The following is a 22,659-nucleotide window of genomic DNA, read 5'->3' as shown; positions in this document are numbered from 1 at the left end:
CGCGGCGGGCCTTAGCGCGTCACCGCGCAAGAGGCCAATCAAGTCCGCGGAGCCTGCCCATAAGTTCAGCTTTTCGTCGGAAGGCCGATCAGGGCGATCTGGCGCCCGTAGGATGGCTCATTCCGGTGCGTCGAACGGCGATAGCTGAAGAAGCGTTCCGGATCGGCGTACGTGTCGAGCGCAAGCGCCTCCGACCGTGCAATGCCGGTCCGCGAAAGCCGATGGAGGATATAGCCGGGCAGATCGAAATGCGGCTTTCCGCCAGGCCCCGCAACGAAGAAGCGCGCATTCTCGCCGTCATCTTTTGCGAGGCGTTCCCGGAAAGCCTCGTCGACCTCGTACGATGACTGCGCGATGGTGGGCCCGATCGCCGCGACGATGCGGTCGCGGCTCGCGCCCAGTGACTCCATCGCGTTGATGGTCGCTTCGTTCACCCCACCGAATGCACCCCGCCAGCCGGAATGCGCGGCGGCCACCATCCCCGCGGCTTCGTCCGCGAACAGAACCGGCGCGCAGTCGGCGGTCAGCACGCCGAGCAGCAAGCCGGGCCGGTCGGTCACCATGGCATCGGCATGAGGCCGCTCGTCCTGCGGCCATGGCTCGGCGGCATACACGACTGTCGGCGAGTGGATTTGATGGACGGTCGCCAGAGCGGCCGACGGGAAGACCGCTTCGATGGCTCGTTGGCGGTTTTCCGCGATGTGCTCCGGAACGTCGCCGCTGCCATAACCGACGTTGAGGCCCCACATTTCGCCTTCCGAGACGCCGCCCTGGCGCCCGAGAAAGCCGTGCGGAATGCCGGCGAGCAGTTCGGACCGGAAGGGTTCGACGCTCACAGGCTCTTGCGCATGATGAGGTCTTCGTCGGCCTGTTCGCCGACCATGAACGCGTAGGGCCCGACCTCGACGAAGCCGTACTTCTGGTAGAAGCGGCGGGCCCGGTGATTGTCGGTGTAGACGGTCAAATAGAGGTCGGTTGCCCCGCGCGCCTTCGCTTCGGCCAGAACCCAGTCCATCAACTCCCGCGCCGCCCCCGCCCGCGCCATTCGTTCATGACGTAGAGTTGACGCAGCTCGACCCAGGGCTCGTTCGTGTCGACCGGAAGTTCGGGCGGCCCCATCTTCGCAAAGCCAATCGGCTGGCCGTCGGATTCGGCAAGACGGAAGACGAAGCGGTCGTCGGCAAGCTCCGCCCTCCACGCCTCGAGGGTGAACTTGGCGAGGAACGCTTCCAGGTCTTCCGGCCGATAAAGGTGCGCGAACGTATCGATGAACGTTGCGCGGAAAACGCGGTCCACCGCTTCCGCATCTTCGAGCCCGGCGCTGCGATAGCTAAGGTTCATTCCCCGAATCCTGCAGGCACTGGCCAGTCCGGTGAACGGATTGCCATGACCTTGAACAACTGCCCCATCTGCTCCTCGTGGCAAAGCCGGTCGACCGCGATCTCGAGCTCCTCGACGCGCTGGGGGTTCGCGGTTGCAAGAGCTGCCGCGCGCGCGCCGATGCCGAGACTGTTCAGCCAGCTACCCTGCGTGACGACTTTCGTCACGGCCGCCCCCGCATCCTTTGCAACGCGGCCGAGCGCTTCGAAATCGACGTGGGCGGTCAGATCCTGCTCACCCGGGTCGACCAGCGTGGGCACATAGCGATGGCCACGAACGGCCTGCAGCGTATCGCCAGGAGCGCTGCGGTCGTGGCCGTAGTCGATGACCAGAGCGACACCGCCACATTGCGTCAGGCACGTGGCGATCGCCGAAACGGCAGCCTCCTGCACCGGCGAGTCTTCGACGATTTCCCCGTCGCGGTCGAATGCCAGGCCGCCCGCCGCAATCGTCACCTTCCGTTCAACGCCCGACACGAACTGCCGCACCGGCAACGCATCGAAGAACTCGTTGGCGACGAGGAGGAGGGGAGCGGCAGGAAGATCCTGTAGTGAGTCGTGCCACTGGGCATCCGGGACGTTTCGTGCCTGATGATCCCGCAGAATGGGGCTCATCTCAACGAGGTGGACCTCGCCGGAAAAGCCTGCACCGCGAAGGACACGAAGCGCGTCCGCCGCCAGCGTGCCTCTGCCGGGGCCGAGCTCGGCGTAGATCGCATCGGCAGGCTTCCCGGCATTCACCCAGACGTCCGCAAGCGCCGCGCCGACCATCTCTCCGAACATCTGGGAGATCTCCGGAGCGGTCGTGAAATCGCCGTCGCGGCCGAGCGGATCGCGCGTCGCATAATAATAGGAATTGCAGGCTTCCATGTAGGCCTCGACCGTAATCGGGCCCTCAGCCTGGATTCGCTCCCGAAGCGCCCGCTCCAGCGGAGTCAGGCCACGCTCTCCGACCCGGCGATGGGTTCGACACGCTCGCGTCGGCCCTTCGCGGTCCACATCAGCCACGCGCCGAGAATGATCATCGGCAGCGACAGCCACTGTCCCATGTGCAGGCCAGTTGCCTGCGCAAATCCGGTGAGCTGCGCATCGGGTTCGCGCACGAATTCGACGAGGAAACGGAACAAGCCGTAGAAGAAGGTGAAGGCACCGACGAGCTTGCCCGGTTCGTATCGCGACTTGGTCTTCCAGAACATGACCCAGAGGATCAGGAACAGGACGATTCCTTCCAGGCCCGCTTCGTATAGCTGGCTCGGATGGCGCGGCGGGCCATCAACCGTCACCCCTGCAACCACCTCGGGAAAGCGTACTGCCCAAGACACGTCGGTCGGTGCGCCCCACAATTCGTGATTCACGAAATTGGCGAGCCGGCCGAAGAACAGTCCGAACGGCACGCAGCAAGCAACATAATCGTGCACGCGAAGCCACTGCAGCTTCTCCTTTCGGCTGAGATAGAGAATGCCGAGCACCGTCCCGATCATCCCACCGTGGAAGGACATGCCGCCGTCCCACAGCTTGAAGATGTCGAGAGGGTGCTGAAGGTAATAGCTGAGGTTGTAGAACAGCACGTAGCCGATGCGGCCGCCGAGGATGACGCCAAGGGCGCCGTAGAAGACGAGATCATCGACATGACGCCGCGCCATTGGCGCGCCGGGCTGCTTGATCAGCTTCAGCAGGTACCAATAGGCAAGGAAGATGCCGGCCAGATAGGCGAGGCTGTACCAGCGCAGCTGGAAGAACCCGAGGTCGAGCGCGACTGGATTGAGGCCGAGATCGTTCCAAACGATTGCGCCGATTACGGATTGTATCGCCAAGGTCTTCCCCGATTATGGACAGCGCCTCATAAGGTTGCGAAGCGGAAAGGCAAAGGAGAAGGGATGCCGTCGGAGCTCGACCTTAAGTTCGATGACATGTTGGCGAGGGTCGTCGGGCCCGGCGGGCGGCTGATCATTGGCGAAGACCAAAAGGGCCGGTCGATCGTCACAAATTTCCCGGCAACGTTGCCGTCCTTCTTCCGAACGTTCTGCGCACTCAATGCCCAGGTCGAAGCGATCGTCGCAGGGGATGAGCGACTGACCTTCGCCGATCTCGACCAGTGGTCCGAACAGCTAGCCCACGCACTCGCGTCGCGCGGTATCGCGAAAGGCGACCGCGTCGGCATTGCGATGCGCAACTGCCCGTCCTGGGTCGTCAGCTACATGGCCATCGCCAAGGCCGGAGGGATTGCGACCCTGCTCAACGGCTGGTGGCAGCCGCACGAGATGCAACATGCGCTCGACATGGTCAGCCCGAAGCTGATCATCGCCGACGCGCCGCGCGCGAAGCGGATCGAAGGCGTTTGCGGATCGTGCAAGCTGGTGACGCTGCCGATCGAACAGCCGCTCTCGGCTGCACTGACGCCGCTCCTCGATGGCGTCGAGGCCGGGGCTAGCCTGCCTGAGGTCGAGCCCGACGACGATGCGACGATCCTGTTCACGTCGGGATCGACGGGCGAATCCAAGGGTGCGCTTTCCACCCACCGGCCGTTACGACTGGCGTCTATGCCTATGCGACTGGCCTGATCGTGCTCCTCGGCATCATGACCGAGGAAAACCGCGCGCCGACATCGAAGCGGACCCTGATCAACGTCCCGCTTTTCCACGTCACTGGCGAAGTCCCGGTGATGCTCAACAGCTTCGTGATCAGCCGGACGATGGTGATGATGGCGAAGTGGGATGCGGGCGAGGCGCTCCGGCTGATCGAGAAGGAAGGCATCACCTACTTCGTCGGTGTGCCGACAATGAGCCTGGAGCTGATGAATCACCCCGACCGCAACAAATACGATTTGTCGTCACTGACAGACATCGCGGCGGGCGGCGCACCGCGGCCGGTGAGTCATGTCGAGCGGTTGGGCAAAGAATTCCCGAAGGCGCAGCCTGCGCTCGGATATGGACTGACGGAGACCAATGCCGTCGGTTGCTCCAACTTCTGGGGCAATTACGCGGCCAAGCCGGATTCCACCGGACGGGCGCAGAAGCCATTCGTCGATCTTGCGATCCTCGGAGCGGGCGATGCGCATCTGCCGCCTTTCGAGCGGGGGAAGTCGCCATTCGCTCGGCCGCCAACATCAAGTGCTATTGGGATGACCCCGCAGCGACATCGGCGGCGTTTACGGACGACGGCTACGTGCGGACCGGCGACATCGGATATCTCGATGAAGACGGCTACCTCTTTATCGTCGACCGCAAGAAGGACATCATCATCCGGGGCGGTGAGAACATCCCCTGCGCCGAAGTCGAGGCGGAAATTTACGCCTGCCCGGCCGTCGCCGAAGCCAGCGTGTTCGGGATGCCTGACGAACGGCTTGGAGAGGTTCCGGTCGCGGTCGTTTATGTGGAGGAGGGCAACCAGCTCGACGATGCCGAGCTTCGGGCTTTCCTTGAGCCGCGCATTTCCGCATTCAAGATCCCGGCCCGGTTCATCTTTGTCGACGATCCGCTGCCGAAGCTCGGGACGGGCAAGATCGACCGCGTTGCCATCAAGGCGCAGTACCGCCGTTGAAGCCTGCCAATCACCCGCAAGTTGCACACGGCCGCGTCGGCGTACTGCTGATCAATCTCGGCACACCCGATGCACCGGAAGCAGCCGCCGTGCGCCGCTACCTCGCCGAGTTCCTCAGCGACCCGCGGGTCATCGAGATACCGCGCATTGCCTGGCTACCGATCCTTCACGGCATCATCCTGCGCACCCGGCCGAAGAAGTCCGCGCACGCGTACAAGCAGGTCTGGACTGAAGAAGGGTCACCGCTCGCGGCCATTACCAGGCGCCAGGCAGAGGCCTTGGCGAAGCGCCTCGGCGAGGACGTCATTGTCGATTTCGCGATGCGCTACGGCAATCCCGGAATCGGCAAGGCCATCGAGAATTTGGCCGCGCTCGGCTGCGAGCGAATTCTCGCGGCGCCGCTCTACCCGCAATATTGCGCAGCAACGACGGCCAGCGCGCTCGACGCGGTGTTTGGCAAGGTCGCCTCGATGCGGCGGCAGCCGGCCCTGCGAACGCTACCGCCCTATTACGACGATCCACTCCACATCGATGCGCTGAAAGCCAGCCTCGAACGTCAGCTTGCCGCCCTGGGTTTCGAACCCCAGCGCCTGTTGCTCAGCTTTCATGGAATGCCGCAGCGGACGCTCGAGCGCGGCGATCCCTATCATTGTCATTGCCAGAAGACCGCGCGTCTCCTGAGCGAGCAACTGGGCATCCCGACCGACATTGCTTTCCAGTCGCGATTCGGGCGCGCGAAGTGGCTTGAACCCGCAACGGACAAGGTGCTCGCCGACTATCCGAAGGAGGGCGTCACGCGGATCGCGATCGCAGCGCCGGGCTTTGCCGCCGATTGTGTAGAGACGGTCGAAGAGCTTGGAATCCGGGGCGGGAGACGTTCCTATCCGCGGCGGAGAGCATTTCGCGCGGCTCGACTGCCTCAACGATGCGCCTGAATCGATGGACATGCTCGAAGCGCTGGTCCGCCGTGAACTTGCAGGCTGGACCGTAGAATCATAAGCCCGGTCCCGGAGAGAGACAGGGAGAGATAGATGGCGCGCGTTGCAATTGTGACCGGCGGTACCCGTGGCATCGGCGAGGCGATCAGCGTCGCGCTTCGCGACCAGGGCATGAAAGTCGCTGCCAATTATGCGGGCAATGAAGAGCGCGCTCGCGAGTTTACGGAGCGCACCGGAATCCCCGCCTACAAATGGGACGTTTCCGATTACGCAGCCTGCCAGGAAGGCGTCGCCAAGGTCGAGGCCGAGGTCGGCCCGGTCGACGTGCTCGTCAACAACGCCGGCATCACCCGCGACACAACGATGAAGCGCATGGACCACCAGAAGTGGCAGGAGGTGATGGATACGAACCTCGGCGGCTGCTTCAACATGGCCAAGGCCGTGTGGGAAGGCATGACCGGCCGCGGTTACGGCCGCATCGTCAACATCGGCTCGATCAACGGGCAGGCCGGCCAGTACGGGCAGGTCAATTATGCCGCCGCCAAGTCGGGCATTCACGGATTCACCAAGGCGCTGGCACAGGAAGGCGCGCGCTCCGGTGTGACGGTGAACGCCATCGCACCTGGCTATATCGACACCGACATGGTCGCTGCGGTTCCCGAGGACGTGCTTGCGAAGATCGTCGCCCGCATCCCGGTGAACCGGCTTGGCCGCGCCGACGAAATTGCTCGCGGCGTGTCCTTCCTGGTCGACGAGAATGGCGGCTTCATCACCGGATCGACGTTGTCGATCAACGGCGGGCAGCACATGTACTGATGGCCGAGGCGGGAGGTTTCGGTCGCCCCGTCAAACGATCAGTCACGATCGCCGGGCACGAGACCTCCATCAGCCTCGAACCCATGTTCTGGGCCGCGCTGGAGCAAGCCGCGGCCGAGGCAGGACAGCCGCTCAGCGCCTTGATCGCCGAGATCGACTCTTCGCGGCTGGAAACGCGGCCCATTCCGAACCTGACCTCGGCGGTCAGGCAATGGCTGTTCGTCAACGCTCGCTAGCGGCGAGCAGGATCCGCGCCTGGGACGCAATCTGCGCCAGCATGGACGCGCTGACAGAGCCCTCGGTCCGAGCACGCGCGATCAGGTTGCGGAACTGCTCCAGCCTGGCGCCTTGAGCCGAGACCCATTCCTCGACCGCCGCATCCGAATCCTTGCTGCGCATGCGTGACAGGAAGTCGATCCGAAGCTGCTCGAAGTCGCGAGCCAGCCCGGCCGTCAGCAAGCGCTCCCACTGGTCGGCGGCATGAACCGCGCGATCTGCTGCTGCGCCCAGTCGATCCCCAACGCTTCACCGAGCGTGGTGTAAGCCCGGGCCAAGGCAAGCTCGTCGAGCTTCTTGCGCGCAGCGAGCGCGGCCAGGCCGAAGATGCCGTCCAGCTCGAACAGGCGAACGAGACCCTTCACGATGTCATCGGTCGCGCCAAGCGAAAGCAGCCGCTCGCGCCGCGCCGCCGCTTCGTTGCGCACCTCCGACCGGATCAGCTTTGCCGCCGCCGCGGAGATCTTGCGAACCCCCGGTTCGAGCAGCTTGCACATGGCGGACACGCTTGTCTCCGCACCGACCGAGCGGAGGATGTCCGAAATGTGATTGCGGACGCTGCTTGCCGCGATCGAGAACAGTTCGACGCGAACCATCTCCGGCAAAGGCGTCTCCTCGATCTCGGCCCACAGCTTGGGCAGATCGAGAAGCTTCTCGGCAACCAGGAAAGCCGCGACCACTTGCGCAAGCGACGCGCCCTCTTCCTCGGTGAGGTCGAGCGCTGCGCTGGGCCAAGGCGATTGACGAGCCGGTTGGCGACCCGGGTCGCAAGGATCTCGTTGCGGAGCCGGTGAGCGCGAATGGCGCTGGCGTGCGCCTTGCGCATCGGTGCCGGGAAGGCTTCGTAAAGCTCTCCTTCGACGACCTTGTCGTCAGCGAGCTTGAGCTTTTCTGCGGCGTCCTGGAGCGCCAGCTTCGACATCGACAGAACGACGGCCAACTCCGGCCGCGTCAGGCCGCGGTTCTCCTGGCCGCGACGGAGCAACTCTTCGCTGCCCTGCAAGCCCTCAACCTTGCGATCGAGGCGGCCGGCAGACTCCAGCAACTCGATCGTCCGCACGTAACCGGGCAGCGCGCGAGCGCCGCCGCTTTCGGCGATCGAAAGCGCCAGCGTCTGGAGGCGGTTATCCTCCAGCACGATCTCGGCGACATCGTCCGTCATCTTCACGAGCAGGGCGTTGCGCTTTTCAAACGCCAGCCGGCCTTCGTTCATCTCCCGGTTGAGCGGGATCTTGATGTTCACTTCCTTGTCGGAGCAGTCGACGCCCGCGCTATTGTCGATGAAGTCGGTGTTGATCCGGCCGCCCTTCTCCGAGAATTCAATGCGTCCGGCCTGCGTGATGCCGAGGTTGGCGCCCTCGCCGATCGCCCTTGCCCGCACTTCGATGCCATCAACGCGGATCGCGTCGTTAGCCGGATCGCCGACATCCACGTTCGATTGCAGCGACGACTTCACATAGGTGCCGATGCCGCCGAACCACAGCAGGTCGACCTGCGCCTTCAGGATCGCGTTCATGATCGCGGCGGGGTCGGTAATCGAAGAATCGATCCCGATGGCCTGCCTGGCCGCCGCGCTGAGCTCGATCGACTTCTGGGTGCGCGGGTAGATTCCGCCACCCTTGGAGAGTTTCTTGCGGTCGTAATCGTCCCAGCTGGACCGTGGCAGCTTGAACATCCGGTCGCGCTCTTCCCAGCTCGACGCCGGGTCGGGGTCGGGGTCGATGAAGATGTGGCGGTGGTCGAAGGCCGCCACCAGCTTGATCGCCTTCGACAGCAGCATGCCGTTGCCGAACACGTCGCCCGACATGTCGCCGACTCCAGCGACCGTGATCGGATCAGTCTGGACGTCGATTCCCATTTCGAGGAAGTGGCGCTGGACCGACACCCATGCGCCGCGGGCCGTAATGCCCATCGCCTTGTGATCGTAGCCATAGGAGCCGCCGCTCGCGAAGGCATCGCCGAGCCAGAAGCCGCGCTCCAGCGCAAGCGCGTTGGCGACGTCGGAGAAGGTTGCCGTTCCCTTGTCGGCCGCGACGACGAAGTATGGATCCTCGCCGTCGTGGATGACCACGCCTTCAGGGTGAACGACCTTGTCTTCGACGATGTTGTCGGTGATCGACAGAAGCGACCGGATGAAGATCCGATAGCTCTCCGTCCCTTCCGCGAACCAGGCGTCTCGGTTGGAAGCGGGCGGCAGCTGCTTGGGATAGAAGCCGCCCTTCGCTCCGGTCGGAACGATGACCGCATTCTTCACCACCTGGGCCTTCATCAGGCCGAGGATTTCCGTGCGGAAGTCGTCGCGGCGATCGGACCAGCGAAGACCGCCGCGGGCGACCGGGCCGCCGCGCAGGTGAACGCCCTCGACGCGTGGGCTGTACACCCAGATTTCGCGCCACGGCACCGGGCGAGGAAGTCCGGGGACCAACGACGAGTTGATCTTGAACGCCAGCGCCTCGTCGGCCTTCTGCGAGAAGGCGTTGGTGCGAAGGACAGCCTCCACCAGCGCTCGCAGGCGGCGAAGGATGCGATCGTCGTCGATCGAGCGCACCGCGGTCAGGGCCTGGTCGAACTGCTGACGGAGGTTGTCCGCCTTGGTGACACGATTCCGCTTGGCGGTCGGGTCATGAAGCGCGGTGAAGAGACCGACCAGCGCGGCTGTCGCTCGGGGCGCGCGGCGAAGCGCATCGACGACCGTGACCAAGCCGAAGGAGCTCCCCGTCTGGCGCAGATAGCGGAACCAGGATCGGAGCCAGACCACCGGCTGCGTATCGAGGCCGGCAAAGAGGACGAGCTGGTTGAATTCGTCGTCCTCCGCCTCCCGGCTAAAGACGCTGGAAATTGCGGCTTCGATCTCACTCGCCCTTGCCAGGATCGCGTCGATATCGCCCTCGGGCAGTTCCAGGCGGAAGTCGTGGATGAAGCTGAGCGACCCTTCGGTGCCGACTTGGGATGGCATTTCCTCGAGCACCCGGAAGCCGAAATTCTCCAGCACGGGCACGGCTTCCGAAAGCGGAATCAATGACCCGCGGCGGTAGGTCTTGATGTGCAGCTGGCCGGGCTCGTCGTTCGGCCGGCGGAACAGGCGCACGCCGCGATCGTCGGAACCGCCAAGCGCCGCCAGGCGCATGATGTCCTCCGCGCCCTCCTCCGGGCGCGTGCGCGTTCGATAGCTGTCGGAGAATCCACCGGCATAGGTCAGCGTGAGCCGGGTCGCCCTGGGCGCTCCAACGCTTGCGATGAGCGCCTCTTCGACCGCCGGCGCCCAGCCGCGCACCATCTGGTTGAGCCGGTCGTCGAGCGCTCGCGCGTCCGGCGTCGGGGCGTCATTGTCGATGTACTGGGTGTAGCGGATCAGGGCGAGGTCGCCTTCCCCCGTCTCCGACGACCAGCTGGTGATCGCCCGGCCGACCACTTCCTCCATCATCGCGGCGATCGCTTCGCGGCGCTGGGTGTTGAGGTCTTCCTTGGGCAGCCAGACGAAGGTGAACAGCTGTCCCTTAAGGATGCTCCGGACCAGCAGCAGCGCAGGCCGCGGCCGATCGGCCAGCGACATGGCCATCATCACCAGCGCTCGAAGCGAGTCCCAGTCGACGCTGACGAGGAGGTCGCGCGGGAGCGACGATACGGCATGACGCAGGGCCTTGCCGCTATGCCCCTTGGGATCGAAGCCGAAGTCCTTGTCCAGCTGCAGCAGCCGTTCACGGACCAGCGGCACCTCTTCGGCGGGCCATGTCAGCGCCTGGCTCGTCCATAAGCCGGCATGGACCCCGATTCCCGCGACCTTGCCCTTCTCTCGGATCGGCACGACAACCAGGTCCAATGGTACGCGGCGGTGCACGCTCGACTTGCGCTCGGCCTTCGCCATGAGGGGAACGGAGCCGCCGGCCTCGAAATAGCGCATTGCACCAAGCGCGCCGCCTTCATCGGTCGGCGCGCCGGGGATGCTGAAGATGCCGAGCACATCGGTCGGCTGTCCCGTCGCGCGCTCGACCTCGTAGCCGAGCAAAGTCATGGCTCCGTCGGCGAACCATTCGAGGAGCGCACGCCCTTCCGGCTCTTCGATCTTCGCCGCGTCTTCGCGCATCTTGGCCTGTAGCTTCGGCCAGTCGCGGACTGCGGCCTTGACGTCCGACAGCACGGTCTTGAGGTCATCGACAAGCTCGCGCCGGCCGCGCGCGTGGGTACGGTCGAGCTCAATATACATCAGGGATTCGCGGCGATCCTTGTCGCCGCACAGCGGCTCGACCGACTTCAGCTTTCCGTCCTTGTCGCGTTCCACACAGACGACGGGATGCAACAAGCGGTGAATGGTCAGCTGTTGCCGCGCAATCGCGTTGGCGACCGAATCGACCAGGAACGGCATGTCGTCGTTGACGATGCCGATCCGCATCCGCCTGTGCCCAGCTTCACCGCCCGTCGATTCGATGGAAATCGCGACTTCGCCGCGTTTGCGGCGCGCCCCCACGGCGGCGAGGAACTCGGCAGCATCCCGCTCTGTCGCGGAGGTCAGGCCCTCCGTTTCCTCCGGCAACGCATTCTGCGTCAGCGCCTTACGAATGGACGAAACAAGAGGCCTCGCGAGGCGCATATGGGCGGTCATGAAATCGGTTGGCTCCGCAGACGTGCGATGCTCGCGGCCTATAGACCTGCCCTTCCAAGGGGACAACCCCGGCTGGTCCTGATCTTGAACTAAGTCTGGAAAATCAGAGGCCGGCGCGGCGAATGGCCTTTTCGACCATCGCTTCGTCGTCGACCAACGCCACCGGATCGACGCCGCCATCGACGCGGCGACGGGTGAGCACCAGTGCGAACTCGGATTCGGACGCGACGGTCTCGAGCGCAATCGGAGTGGCTTCGCGAAGCTTCGCTTTCGCCGCTTCGGACCTGGTGTCCACTTTCGGCTCCGGACGCTTCGCCTGGCGTTCGGCGGCAACGAGGGCCTTGAGGCCGCCGACCTGGCTCTCAATGAACTTGAGGAAGCCTCCCTGCTCGACGTCCTGCCGGCGGCCGTAGGCCAGGGCTGCGGCGAACTCCGTCAGACGCGCCTTGTCGTAGTCGATTCCGAAGACGAGCTTCACGATCGGCGTCATCGGCGCCCGCGCCTGCGCCTTCATGCCGGATTCCTCCAGCAGCTCGGCATAGTCGTCCGGTTCGCGCTCGGCAGCCAGGGCAAAGTCGTAGGCCTTCGACAGCGCCTGATAGAGCGCGGAGCGGCTGCGGCCGTCCGCGGCCTTAACCGCATCGGCGGTCTCGCGCGCGGCCCACAGGCGATCGGCCAGCCCTGCATTTTCGTCGAGGACGATCTCCGGCATGTCCTCGTCCGAATCCGGATCATGGAGCGGGCCGTCTTCCCAGGCGAAATGGATTCGGCCGGTCGGCGCCTCCGGAGCAGGCTCCTCGCCCGGACTATAAGTCTCTTCGAGAACCAGCTCTTCGTCGCTCTCGACAGCTTCTTCGAGGAGGAGCTCGTCGTCCTCTTCCAGGTCGAAGTCGTTCGCTGCAACGGCGGCTGCGATCGGCTGCTTGTCCAACGCGATTGCAGCGCGCTTCCAGTTGATGACGCCGTAGATGAAGTCGATCGTGTCGCCGTCGGATGAAAACGGCATCAAGATGCCGCGATAGCAAATCGGCTCCTCGCGCTGGTTCACGAACTCGGCCTCGAAGCCGATCGGCGCGCGGTTGGCGATGATCTGAAGGTAATGATCGGTCAGGCGCGACAGCAGGGAGCGGCTGGGAACCTCAGAGATCGATTGGATGCCCTCGCCAAGCCCGCACTCCTCGCGCACGGCAGCGCCAATGTAGGGAGTCGCCGGGTTGTCGCGGCCAGCGGTGAAATCGAGGAGGACGCTATTGGCGGCAAAGTCGCTGACTTCGCCCGGCTCGAGGTCCTCGATGGAAGGATAGTCACGGCCGTCGAGCAGGGAGACCCAGTAGTTGTAAGCGCGGACGTGCATCCGCCGCTCATCGGAACCGATGTCGACGTTCGCCTGATCGGACGATGAGTCCTCGGACATCGACGAAGTGTCGAAGTCGCTCGGATGCTCGCGATAACTGTCCATGCCCCTCGGCCTACTCCCCACAATTCGGCAAGGCGGAAAATGCGGGTGAAGCTTGAAGAAAACGTTAACCCTATCTGTTCAGGTAAGCGCCGGGCGCTTCGGGCTTGCCGCGCTCGGAACGCGCTGTTAGGGCGAGCGCCGCTTCCGAGGCCGGGTTCGGCCTGACGAGACGGCATGCCGCTTTAGCTCAGCTGGTAGAGCACATCATTCGTAATGATGGGGTCGTGGGTTCGAGTCCCCCAAGCGGCACCAGCCTTCATTTCTCCGCTGGCAAAAGGAACTGGAGAGGAATCTCCACGCGGGATGCCCAGCTGGCCTCGTTGTGCGCCTGGCCGGGAAAGTTCCTGCTGATCCAGTTGCGGTCACGCCGGTAGCCGCGCTTGGCGACGACTGCATCGATGCGCTTCTGATAGCGCGCATAAATGGCATCGAGCGTTTCGCTGCCATGGTCGAAGTACAGCCTATGCGTATTCGGGTTCGGCAAAGCGGCCGCGAGATAGCCTTCGAAGGCTGACGAGACGATCTCATACTCGTCATCGCTGATCGACTTGCCGCCATCGGCGGGCAGGAACAGCGGCCAGTGCGTGGACAGCATTCCAGCTCCGCCGAACACCTTGGGATACTCGTCGATCGCGTAGAGCGAGATCAGCCCTCCCATCGACGACCCCATGATCGCCGTATTCACGCGGTCGGTCTTCACGCGGAATCTCTTGTCGATCGCCGGCTTCAACTCCTGGACGATGAATCGCAGGTAGCCGTCCGACAGAGGATCCCCGCCGTAGAGGCCGCGAACCCGGTCCATATATTGCGCCGGCAGGCGTCCGAACGCTTTGGACGGCACATATTCGCGCAGCCTCTTCGGCGTGTTCCAGATGGCGACGACGATGGTCGGGCGAACCTTCTTCTCCCGGATCAGGCGATCGAGAACCTCGTCAACCTTCCACTCCGAACCGCCGTAGCCGGTTTCCGGATCAAACAGGTTCTGACCGTCGTGCATGTAGAGCACAGCATGGCGGGGGCCGTTCGGACGGTAGCTGTCTGGCAGCCAGACGGTGACTCGGCGAGGGTCGGAATATCGGGATTGAACGCTGCCCAGTTCGACGAGAGTCCCTGCACCGACCTTCGCGATCGCCGGCGCGCTAACCAGCAATAGCAATGCCGTGGCAAGAACGCGGAGCATCAGCGGAGCGGGACGAACCGGACTGCCGCGCCGCCGCCCGGGGCGAGCCGCAGTGCCATGCGATCCTTGGCTGTGACAATTCTTTGTTCGATCGCGATCGAACGCTGGTTCGTTCGATAATCGGCATCGTCACCGTCGCGGTAGATTTCCGCGCGGTACGTCTTGCCTGGCTTCAGGAAATCGAGCGCAACGTCGAAGCGGCGTTCCTGCTCATCGCCGACCGCTCCGATGAACCACATGTCCGAGCCCCGCGCCTTGCGGGCGAACACGGCGAGATCCCCGACCTCGCCTGCAAGCATCCGCGTGTCGTCCCAGTCGACAGCGACGTCCTTGATGAACTTGAAGGTCTTTGGATTGGCCTCGTAATTCTCAATGAGGTCCGGCGCCATCTGGATCGGTGAGTAGATCACCACATACAGTGCCAGCTGCTTCGCCAGCGTCGAGAGGATCGGCGTGTTGTTCTTGCCGGTCAGGCTCAGCACGCCCGGCGTGAAATCCATCGGTCCGCCGATCAGCCGCGTGAACACCAGGTTCGCCTCATGCTCCGGCGGGTTCTTGGGCTCGCCCCAGGCGTTGTATTCCATGCCGCGCTGGCCCTCGCGGGAGACCCAATTGGGATAGGTACGGCGAAGGCCGGTGTCCTTGACCGGCTCGTGCGGATTGACGGCGATCTGCCGCTTGGCGGCTTCGGTGACGACCTTCAGGTGATGGTTCACCATCGTCTGGCCTTCGTGCCATTCGAAGTGGGTCTTGCCGTCGGGCCCAAGCGCCTGGATGCCGCCCGCATCGGCGACGTAGCCGGTCTTCACCGCGTGAATGCCGAGGCGCTGGTAGAGGTCGAGCGCCGGCCCGAGTTGCTTCTCGTAATTCACGATATTGCCGGCGGTTTCATGGTGACCGATCAGACCGACGCCCTTCGACTTCGCGTATCGCGCCAGCTCTTCGATATCGAAATCGGGGTAGGCCTCGGTGAAGCTGAATTCCGACCCGTTGGCGAACCATTCATAGTCGCCGTTCTTGTCCCACCCCTTGTTCCATCCTTCGACGAGGACGCCGCCGAAGCCATTCTTGACGGCGAAGTCGATCATGCGCTTCGTATATTCGGTCGTCGCGCCGTGCTTGGGACCGGACTCCCAGGTCTTCCGGTCGAGATGCATGTCCCACCAGATGCCGACATACTTCTCGGGCTTGAACCAGCTGACATCGCCGATCTTGTTGGGCTCGTTGAGGTTCAGGATGATCTGCGCGGAGCGATAAAGCGACGGAGCGTCGGGTGCGATCAAGATCACCCGCCAAGGCGTCGCAAGCGGCGTGTCGCGGCTGACCTTTGGACCCATCGAGGACGGCGTCAGCACCGCTTTCAGCGTACGGCCGCCAACGCGGCGCAGGTTCATCGCCGAATAGTCGACCAGCGCGGCTTCGTGGAACGACAAGTGCAGCCCGCTCGCAGTGCGGATCGTCAACGGGGTCTGCGCCGTACCGATCTGCTCGATCGGCGTTCGGTTGTAGACATATTCCTCGCGGTTCCATTCGAACGCGGGATCCCACCAGGCCTCGCCCGGCTCGGCGATGGTAAACTCGGTGAGCTCCTCGGCGATGTTCGCGCGAGTGAGCTTCGCCTGTTGCGGGAGTGCGTAACGGAAGCCGACGCCGTCGTCGAAGACCCGGAACACGACACTCATGCGCCGCTTGTCCCAGTTCTTCTCATCGAAGCTGACTGTGAGTTCGTTGTAGCGATTGCGGATCGTCCGGTACTCGCCCCACGGCTGCTCCCAAGTCTCGTCGAAGCTTCGCGACGACTGCCCTGCAAACACGAAGTTGCGCAGCATCTCGGGTGCATCGGTGAAGAGAAAGCCGAGCCGGCTGTCGGAAATCACCGGCTTGCCCGACCGCGAAATTACATAGCCGACGCGGCCCTCCGGGCTCAGCGTCACGTCGACCTGCAGGACTTTGGACGGAGACGTCGCACTGGCGACGATCTTTGAACCTGACGCGGCCTGGGCCACGTCCTGAGCGGCGGCTGGAATGGCGATGAGGCAGAGAAGGAACGCAAAAGCCAGACGGAACAGGGTCATGAAATCTCCTCGACCACCCCGAGTAAGCACCAAGGGTTCCGGCGTCGAGATGGCCAGCGAGCGCAATCCCCTTGCCGGCGGAAGCGTGGCTCAATTCCTTTTCAGACAAGTTGAAAGTGCAGCGGATATGCGAACCATTCTTCGCTCGCTCGAATACAAGCAGTTGCTCGTCCGCCCGCAGTATCTTCATCGACCCATGGCGCAGCGCCGGATGGGAATGGCGGAGCTTCAGGCAGTCGCGGGTGAATTGAAGAAGCGATCCCCTGTTCGATTCCTGCCGATCGACGGCCAGCTCACGATGTGCATCGCCCACTGGAAGCCAAGACTCACCCGTCGAGAAGCCGAGCTGCGGTGCGTTCGACGTCCAGGGCATCGGTGTCCGCGCGCCGTCGCGGCTAAGCGTGTTCGGCCAGTTGGCAATGGCTTCCGGATCCTGAAGCCGTTCGAACGGGACGTCGACCTGCGGCAGTCCCAGCTCTTCACCCTGGTACAGGATGATCGATCCGCGCAGCGTCGCGAGGAGCAGCATCTTCAAGCGGGCGATCTGGTCGCGGTTTTCGTCCGTTGCCCAGCGTGAGATGGCGCGCGGAGCATCGTGATTTTCGAAGGCCCAGCTTGGCCAGCCCGCGCCCTCCGGCCAGTCCCGGGCGACGTGCGCGACGAGTTCGGGGGTCAACGCTTCGGCATAGAGAAAGTCGAAGCCGTAAGCGCTGTTCAGACGCGCATCGCCTTCTGTGAATGCGCGCATTTCCGACAATGCGTGATCGCCGCCAACTTCAGCAAGCGTGAAGCGGTCACCGTATCCATCGGTCAGCCGGCGCAAGCGCTCGAGAAAGCCCACGATGTCCGGGTGAGACTGGTTGTAGAGGTGCTGCTGGAAATCGAACGACCGCGTCCGCTTCGTGCCGTTCGGCGCTGGCGGGTTATCGCGTAGCTCGGGATCGTGCATCGCGAAATTGATTGCGTCGATGCGGAAGCCGTCGACCCCTCGATCGAGCCAGAAACGCGCGGCATCGAGAATGGCATCCTGCACCGCCGGGTTGTGCAGGTTCAGGTCCGGTTGCTCGGTCAGGAAATTGTGCAGGTAATACTGACCGCGGCGACCGTCCCAGGTCCACGCCGGCCCGCCGAACACCGACTGCCAGTTGCTCGGAGGCGAACCGTCGGGCTTAGCGTTGGCCCAGACGTACCAGTCGGACTTCGGATTCTCGCGGCTCGACCGGCTTTCCTTGAACCAGCCGTGCTGGTCGGACGTATGCGAATAGACCTGGTCGATGATGACCTTCAGGCCAAGCGAATGCGCCCGCTCGACGACATCGTCGAAGTCCTCAAGAGTCCCGAACACCGGATCGACATCGCAATAGTCGGCAACGTCATATCCGAAGTCGCGCATCGGCGAGGTGAAGAAGGGCGACAGCCAAATCGCATCGACGCCGAGATCGCGAACATAGTCGAGCTTGGCCGCGATGCCCGGCAGGTCGCCGACACCGTCACCGTTCGAATCCGCGAAGCTGCGCGGATAGATTTGATAGATCGCGGCGCCGCGCCACCACGGCTGCGACGTTGCAACCCGATTTTCGGTACGCGCCTCGTCAGCGAGCATTGCACACCGCATAGCCGAGTGCAGGCAGGGTCACGCGAACGCTTCCGGGCGCGGATGCCTTGGGAGCGCATGTTCCGGCCAGTGTTTCGAACTCCGCCGACCGGGTTTCGACGCGAACATTCTGCTCCACGGGCTCGTTCGATGTATTGAACAGAAGCAGCATCTCGCGGCCGGAGGCCGGATCGAACCTGGACACGGCAAACAGCCCTGGCTTCTCTTGCGCATAACGGATCGTCTGCAGCCCCCGGGTCAGCGCGGCGTTGCTGGTCCGGATGCGCGAGAGTGTCGCGATCTCTCGGTAAATCGGGTGATCGGTATTGAAGTTCACCTGCGCAGTCGTCGCGGCCGTGCCAAGAAGCTTACCCTCGTTGTAGGTCGTCACCTTGGAGGCAAACAGGTCCTGCCGAGCATCCTGGTCGCCACCCTTCCCGACGAACCCTTGCTCGTCGCCTGAGTAGATGGTCGGAACGCCGCGCAGGGTCAGCAGCATCGCATGGCCGAGCATGGAGCGCTTCAGAAGCTCATCGTCACTGCCCTGGTATCCAAACATCTTGAGCAGCATCGGAAACCGGCCGGCGTCGTGATTGCCAAGGAACGTCGGCAGCTGCAGCGCTGCCGAAGGCCCGCCTTCGTAGAGCGCGTCGCCCCGGAATAGCCTGGCGAGTTCGTCGGTTCCGGCCTTGCCTGCAACCGTATCGACGACGGCACGCGCGAACGGGAAATCGAGGACGCTCGGCAACCTGTCCACGCGCGTGTTCACTGCGGTATGAGCCGGGTCCATTTCGCTCGTCGCGACTTCGCCGAAGATGTGGAAGTTCGGAATGCCTCGCGCCTTTGCGCGCTCGAGCATCGCCGGCACGAACTTCTGCCAGAATTCCGGATTGACGTGCTGCGCCGTATCGATGCGGAATCCGTCGACGCCATATTTGTCGATCCAGGCGCCGTAGATCTCGATCATGCCATCGATGACGCGCGGGTGCTCGGTGAAGACATCGTCGAGACCGACGAAGTCGCCCATTTGGCTGGACTCGCCCCTGAACGTCGTGTCCCCACGATTGTGATAATAGATGGGGTCGTTCAGCCAGGCGGGAACCTTGATGTCCTTCTCCGCCGGTTTCACCTGGACCGTGTAGGCGTAGTTCGGATCCTTCAGGGCATCGAAGTTGATCCCGTCGAAGCCCGAGTTGATCGCTGCGCCAGCGATGCCGCCGCGCCGCTGGTAGGGATAATCAGCGATACTTCGATACGGGCATTGCCCCTGCCCCGCGCACTCGGCCGGATACAGGACGTCGGCCGTGTGATTCACGACGATGTCCATGTAGAATTTCATCCCGCGCGCATGGACTGCGTCGACCAGCGCCTTGAAGTCGGCGTTGCTGCCAAGATGAGAATCCACCCGCGTGAAATCAGTGATCCAATAGCCGTGGTAAGCGGCGCTTTCCTGCCCCGGTGGGCCTTGGACCGGCTTGTTCTGAAAGATGGGCGCAACCCAGACCGCGGTTGCCCCGAGCCCCTGAATGTAATCGAGCCGCTTGATCAGCCCCTTGAGATCACCCCGTGGAAGAAGCCCTTGTGGGCCGGATCGAAACCTGTCGCCAGGCGATCGCCCTTGAGACCGCCTTTGTCATTGGTCGTGTCACCGTTCTCGAACCGATCGGGAAGGACGAAGTAGATGACCTCGTCCTCTGGCAAGCGGTCACGATATGTCTGGGCTTGGGCCTGGCCGCCGCAAAGCCCGGCGATTCCGAAGCATAGAAGCAACAAACTCCTCTTCACGCGTTTGCTCCTGCAGGAATTTCATTGGATGCCATAGGCGCGAATCTTGACACATAGGCGCCATGATCCGGCAGTCCCTCGGCCTCGCGGATGTAGGCTTGTTCGGTCATTTCGAGGAACTGGCGAAGCTTCTCTTCCTCGATCTGATTGGCCAGCGGATGCCAACGCTCGGGAATGATGCCCTGACCGATCATCACCTGAACCCAACCGCGAAGATCGAACAGCTCGTCGAGACTGGGAAAGACCCCGCCAGACTGACGGAACAGGTCGATCCTTTGCCGCAGGCTTTGAGGGAGCTCCATGGTCCGAAGCTCGTCCCAGAACGGTTCGTCCTGGCGTCCGTTGGCATGGTAATGGAGGATGACGAAGTCACGCAGCCGCTCCATCTCGAACGCGGAGCGCGCGTTGAAGCTGTCCCTCGCGGTCTCACTGATCTCGCCGGCCGGAAGCAGTTCCAGAAGGCGGTTCACTCCCGTCTGGATAAGATGGATGCTGGTGGACTCCAGCGGCTCGATGAAGCCTGAAGACAAACCGATGGCGACGACGTTTCGGACCCATGCCTTGCGCCGGCGCCCGGTCGTGAACCGCAAGGTGCGCGGCTCGGCCATTGGCTCTCCGTCGAGATTGGACAAGAGGATCGCAGTCGCCTCATCTTCGCTGATGTGGCGCGAACAGTGTACGTGGCCATTTCCGATCCGGTGCTGCAATGGAATCCGCCATTGCCATCCTGCCTTGCGAGCGATCGCCCTGGTGTAGGGCGTGACCGGCTGAACACTGCTGCAGGGGACCGCTGTTGCCCGATCGCATGGGAGCCATTGGGTCCAGTCGTCGAATCCCGCTTCCAGTTCCTGCTCGATCAGCAAACCCCGGAAGCCAGAGCAATCGACGAACAAATCGCCTTCGATCTGCGCGCCGTTCGCGAGAGTCACCGAGCTGATGTCGCCGCTGGTTGGATGCCGGTTGACGGCAACGATCCGCCCCTCCTGGCGGGTGATGCCGCGCTGCTCGGCATAACCACGCAAGAAGCGGGCATAGAGCGAGGCATCGAAATGGAAGGCGTATGGCACGGGCGGCAGCGGGTTGCCTGGCTCGCGCCTGATGTGCGCGAAGCGATCCCCGGCAAGGATGATGGTGTTGAGGAGATAATGACCGAACGGCTTGGCGAACCCGAGTGACCGGGCTCTCAGCCAGTAATGATGGAACGGGAGCAGGCCGATGCCGCGTCCGACCTGACCGAATGCGTGCACATAGGCCTGGTCGCTCGCGCCCCAACCTTCAAAGGCGATGCCTAGCTTGTACGTCGCGCCCGTCGCAGCGAGGAACTCGGCCTCATCGATGCCCAGCGCCTCATTGAACAGGACGATGTGCGGAATCGTGGCTTCGCCGACGCCGACAGTGCCGATCTCGTCGGATTCGACCAGCGTCACTGAAAATTGCGGAACGCAAAAACGCGCAAGCGCCGCAGCCGTCATCCACCCGGCCGTGCCGCCGCCTACGACGACGATCCGGCGCTGAGGTCCCTCACTCATATCGATCTCTTACGAGGCGGGACCCGGCGGCGCCATCATCGCGTCGCCGGGTCCGCTTCCAGATCAGCCGCGTTCCGGCGCCGGCGGCGGTGGCGGCGGAGGCGGCGGCGGAACCGGGCAGGCCTCGGTTGCCAGGATCACCGATCCGTCCGCGCAGGTCTGCGTCGCCGGAGGCGGCGGAGGCGGCGGCGGAGGTGGCGGCGGCGGCGCTGGCGGGCCGGCGGCGGCGTGAACTTGTACGTCGCACCCAGCAGGAAGCGCCGGCCGTACGTCTGGTAATCGATGATCTGGTCGTTCGCTCCTGGGTTGGTTGTGACGAACGGCTCGTTCGTCAGGTTCTGGCCCTGAAGATAGACCGACAGTCCGCGCAGGAAGCTGTCCGGCTGGAAGTCGTACCCAACCTGAGCATCGAAGATCGTCTCGGCCCTTGCGTTTCGGCGAACGCGGTTTGCGGCGAACCCGGAAACCTCGCCGATGAAGCTCGAGCGATAGCGCATGCTTCCGCGAAGGTTGAAGCCATTCCGCTCGTAGTACGCCGTGCCGTTGACGACCCACTTCGAATACCCCGGCAACGCAGATGTTGGAGCTCCAGGATTCGGCCGGATCCTGGACTTCGTATAGCTGACACCACCGGTAAGGCCGAAGCCTTCCAGGGCCGGCGTGAAGGTTTCGAATGGAAGTGTGCCCGCAAGCTCGACACCGTACAGTTTGCCGCCCTTGCCGTTGATCGGAATATTGAGCTGCGCAAGCGGAGCGAACGGCACGTTGTTCGCCGGTGGCGAGAGAGCAAGATCCGTTACCGGAATGAGAACGTCCTGATTATAGACGTAGCTCTTGAGGTCCTTCCAGAAGAACTGTGCCGCCAAATAACCCTTGATCCCGAAGTACTTCTCGAACGTCAGGTCGAGGGCGTTCGCGCGCCATGGGCGCAGGTTGGGATTCCCCGAAGAGCCTGTGACGAACGCGACGCTCGAGCCGCCCGGAGGCGTGATGAGCGTGTAGCTCCAACTCAGCGAGTTCTTGAGATCGTCGAGCCTCGACCGAATGATCTCGCGTGCCGCCGCAAAGCGAATGACGAAATCGTTCGGCATACGGAACGACAGGTTCAAGCTCGGTAGAACGTCGGTGTAGGTCGCCTTCGTATCGTTGACGTTGGCACCGATGTTCGGGGAGCCGTTCGGATTCGTTCCGAGGAACACTGCGGACGCACCGACCGATCGCTGCTCGGTGAAAACAGCCTGCACGCCGACATTGCCCGTGAGTTGGGTTGCTCCGAGATCGGCGCGGATGTTCGCCTGGATGTATGGCGTGATTAGCCGCTCGTCGATCGAGTAACTCTTAACGACCACGTCGCCGTACGGGTTGGGAACCAGGTTGTAGATGCCGGCGGCAATAAGATCGAGCGGGTTGTACGCAATCATCGGACCGAGGCCGAAGAACGTGTTGGCCGTTCCAAGGCGGAACTGGTCAGGCACCGGAATGCTGACC

Annotated in this window: 12 protein-coding genes, 1 tRNA gene and 6 pseudogenes; 7 read left to right on the top strand and 12 right to left on the bottom strand. The window is 63.3% G+C overall.

What is annotated here, in order from left to right:
* Window positions 1-65: 65 nt before the first annotated feature.
* From pgeF to lgt, 4 genes and pseudogenes are all read right to left on the bottom strand, one after another.
* The gene (gene pgeF / locus H9L15_RS07630) at window positions 66-836 is read right to left on the bottom strand and encodes a peptidoglycan editing factor PgeF (RefSeq protein ID WP_187715713.1); all 771 of its coding nucleotides are present in this window, start codon (window positions 834-836) and stop codon (window positions 66-68) included.
* Window positions 833-1,341 (bottom strand): annotated as a pseudogene (locus tag H9L15_RS07625) (N-acetyltransferase family protein). Before H9L15_RS07625 ends, pgeF begins: the two are co-directional and overlap by 4 nt.
* A complete protein-coding gene (locus H9L15_RS07620; protein WP_223276600.1) occupies window positions 1,338-2,387 on the bottom strand; it encodes a class I SAM-dependent methyltransferase in 1,050 nt (349 codons plus the stop codon). Before H9L15_RS07620 ends, H9L15_RS07625 begins: the two are co-directional and overlap by 4 nt.
* The gene (gene lgt / locus H9L15_RS07615; protein WP_187715712.1) at window positions 2,315-3,193 is read right to left on the bottom strand and encodes a prolipoprotein diacylglyceryl transferase; all 879 of its coding nucleotides are present in this window, start codon (window positions 3,191-3,193) and stop codon (window positions 2,315-2,317) included. Before lgt ends, H9L15_RS07620 begins: the two co-directional genes overlap by 73 nt.
* 63 nt (window positions 3,194-3,256) lie before the next feature.
* Here lgt and H9L15_RS19535 point away from each other — a divergent pair, with 63 nt between their 5' ends.
* The 6 genes and pseudogenes from H9L15_RS19535 to H9L15_RS07595 all read left to right on the top strand — a co-directional run bounded on the left by H9L15_RS19535 (window position 3,257) and on the right by H9L15_RS07595 (window position 6,909).
* On the top strand, window positions 3,257-3,940 hold the full coding sequence (locus H9L15_RS19535; protein ID WP_317617626.1) for a class I adenylate-forming enzyme family protein: 684 nt from the start codon (window positions 3,257-3,259) through the stop codon (window positions 3,938-3,940).
* A 17-nt stretch (window positions 3,941-3,957) separates the two neighbouring features.
* A pseudogene (locus tag H9L15_RS19530) lies at window positions 3,958-4,398 on the top strand (AMP-binding protein); the annotation flags it as partial.
* A 146-nt stretch (window positions 4,399-4,544) separates the two neighbouring features.
* Window positions 4,545-4,919, top strand: coding sequence for a class I adenylate-forming enzyme family protein (locus tag H9L15_RS20305; protein WP_398286863.1), 375 nt, complete (start codon window positions 4,545-4,547; stop codon window positions 4,917-4,919).
* A pseudogene (gene hemH, locus H9L15_RS07605) lies at window positions 4,916-5,918 on the top strand (ferrochelatase). Before H9L15_RS20305 ends, hemH begins: the two are co-directional and overlap by 4 nt.
* Before the next feature lie 32 nt (window positions 5,919-5,950).
* Window positions 5,951-6,673 carry an acetoacetyl-CoA reductase gene (gene phbB / locus H9L15_RS07600; RefSeq protein ID WP_187715711.1) on the top strand — a complete coding sequence of 241 codons (723 nt, stop codon included), beginning with the start codon at window positions 5,951-5,953 and terminating at the stop codon, window positions 6,671-6,673.
* Window positions 6,673-6,909, top strand: coding sequence for a ribbon-helix-helix domain-containing protein (locus H9L15_RS07595; RefSeq protein ID WP_187715710.1), 237 nt, complete (start codon window positions 6,673-6,675; stop codon window positions 6,907-6,909). Before phbB ends, H9L15_RS07595 begins: the two co-directional genes overlap by 1 nt.
* Here H9L15_RS07595 and H9L15_RS07590 read toward each other — a convergent pair.
* Window positions 6,896-11,549: pseudogene (locus tag H9L15_RS07590) on the bottom strand (NAD-glutamate dehydrogenase). The gene H9L15_RS07595 and the pseudogene H9L15_RS07590 sit on opposite strands and share 14 nt — an antisense overlap.
* Window positions 11,550-11,652: 103 nt before the next feature.
* The gene (locus H9L15_RS07585; RefSeq protein ID WP_187715709.1) at window positions 11,653-13,008 is read right to left on the bottom strand and encodes a PAS domain-containing protein; all 1,356 of its coding nucleotides are present in this window, start codon (window positions 13,006-13,008) and stop codon (window positions 11,653-11,655) included.
* A 176-nt stretch (window positions 13,009-13,184) separates the two neighbouring features.
* On the opposite strand from H9L15_RS07585, the gene H9L15_RS07580 reads away from it, so the two are divergent.
* Window positions 13,185-13,260 (top strand) — tRNA-Thr (locus H9L15_RS07580).
* A 4-nt stretch (window positions 13,261-13,264) separates the two neighbouring features.
* Here the strand turns inward: H9L15_RS07580 and H9L15_RS07575 are convergent.
* From H9L15_RS07575 to H9L15_RS17330, 6 genes and pseudogenes are all read right to left on the bottom strand, one after another.
* Window positions 13,265-14,188, bottom strand: a complete 924-nt coding sequence (locus H9L15_RS07575; protein WP_187715708.1) for an alpha/beta hydrolase — start codon at window positions 14,186-14,188, stop codon at window positions 13,265-13,267.
* On the bottom strand, window positions 14,188-16,263 hold the full coding sequence (locus H9L15_RS07570; RefSeq protein WP_187715707.1) for a glycoside hydrolase family 97 protein: 2,076 nt from the start codon (window positions 16,261-16,263) through the stop codon (window positions 14,188-14,190). The genes H9L15_RS07575 and H9L15_RS07570 overlap by 1 nt, the downstream gene beginning before the upstream one ends.
* A 103-nt stretch (window positions 16,264-16,366) precedes the next feature.
* Window positions 16,367-17,866: pseudogene (locus H9L15_RS07565) on the bottom strand (alpha-amylase family glycosyl hydrolase); the annotation flags it as partial.
* Window positions 17,856-19,627 (bottom strand): annotated as a pseudogene (locus H9L15_RS07560) (alpha-amylase family glycosyl hydrolase). The pseudogenes H9L15_RS07565 and H9L15_RS07560, both read right to left, overlap by 11 nt.
* A gap of 11 nt (window positions 19,628-19,638) precedes the next feature.
* The gene (locus tag H9L15_RS07555; RefSeq protein ID WP_187715706.1) at window positions 19,639-21,171 is read right to left on the bottom strand and encodes a tryptophan halogenase family protein; all 1,533 of its coding nucleotides are present in this window, start codon (window positions 21,169-21,171) and stop codon (window positions 19,639-19,641) included.
* Between the two features lie 137 nt (window positions 21,172-21,308).
* Window positions 21,309-22,646 (bottom strand): TonB-dependent receptor domain-containing protein, encoded by a 1,338-nt coding sequence (locus H9L15_RS17330; RefSeq protein WP_223276599.1) that lies wholly within the window; start codon window positions 22,644-22,646, stop codon window positions 21,309-21,311.
* Window positions 22,647-22,659 lie beyond the last annotated feature (13 nt).

This window comes from Sphingomonas daechungensis (genome assembly GCF_014489495.1).
Lineage (GTDB): Bacteria > Pseudomonadota > Alphaproteobacteria > Sphingomonadales > Sphingomonadaceae > Sphingomicrobium > Sphingomicrobium daechungense.
This window is presented reverse-complemented; position numbering and strand designations above follow the sequence as displayed.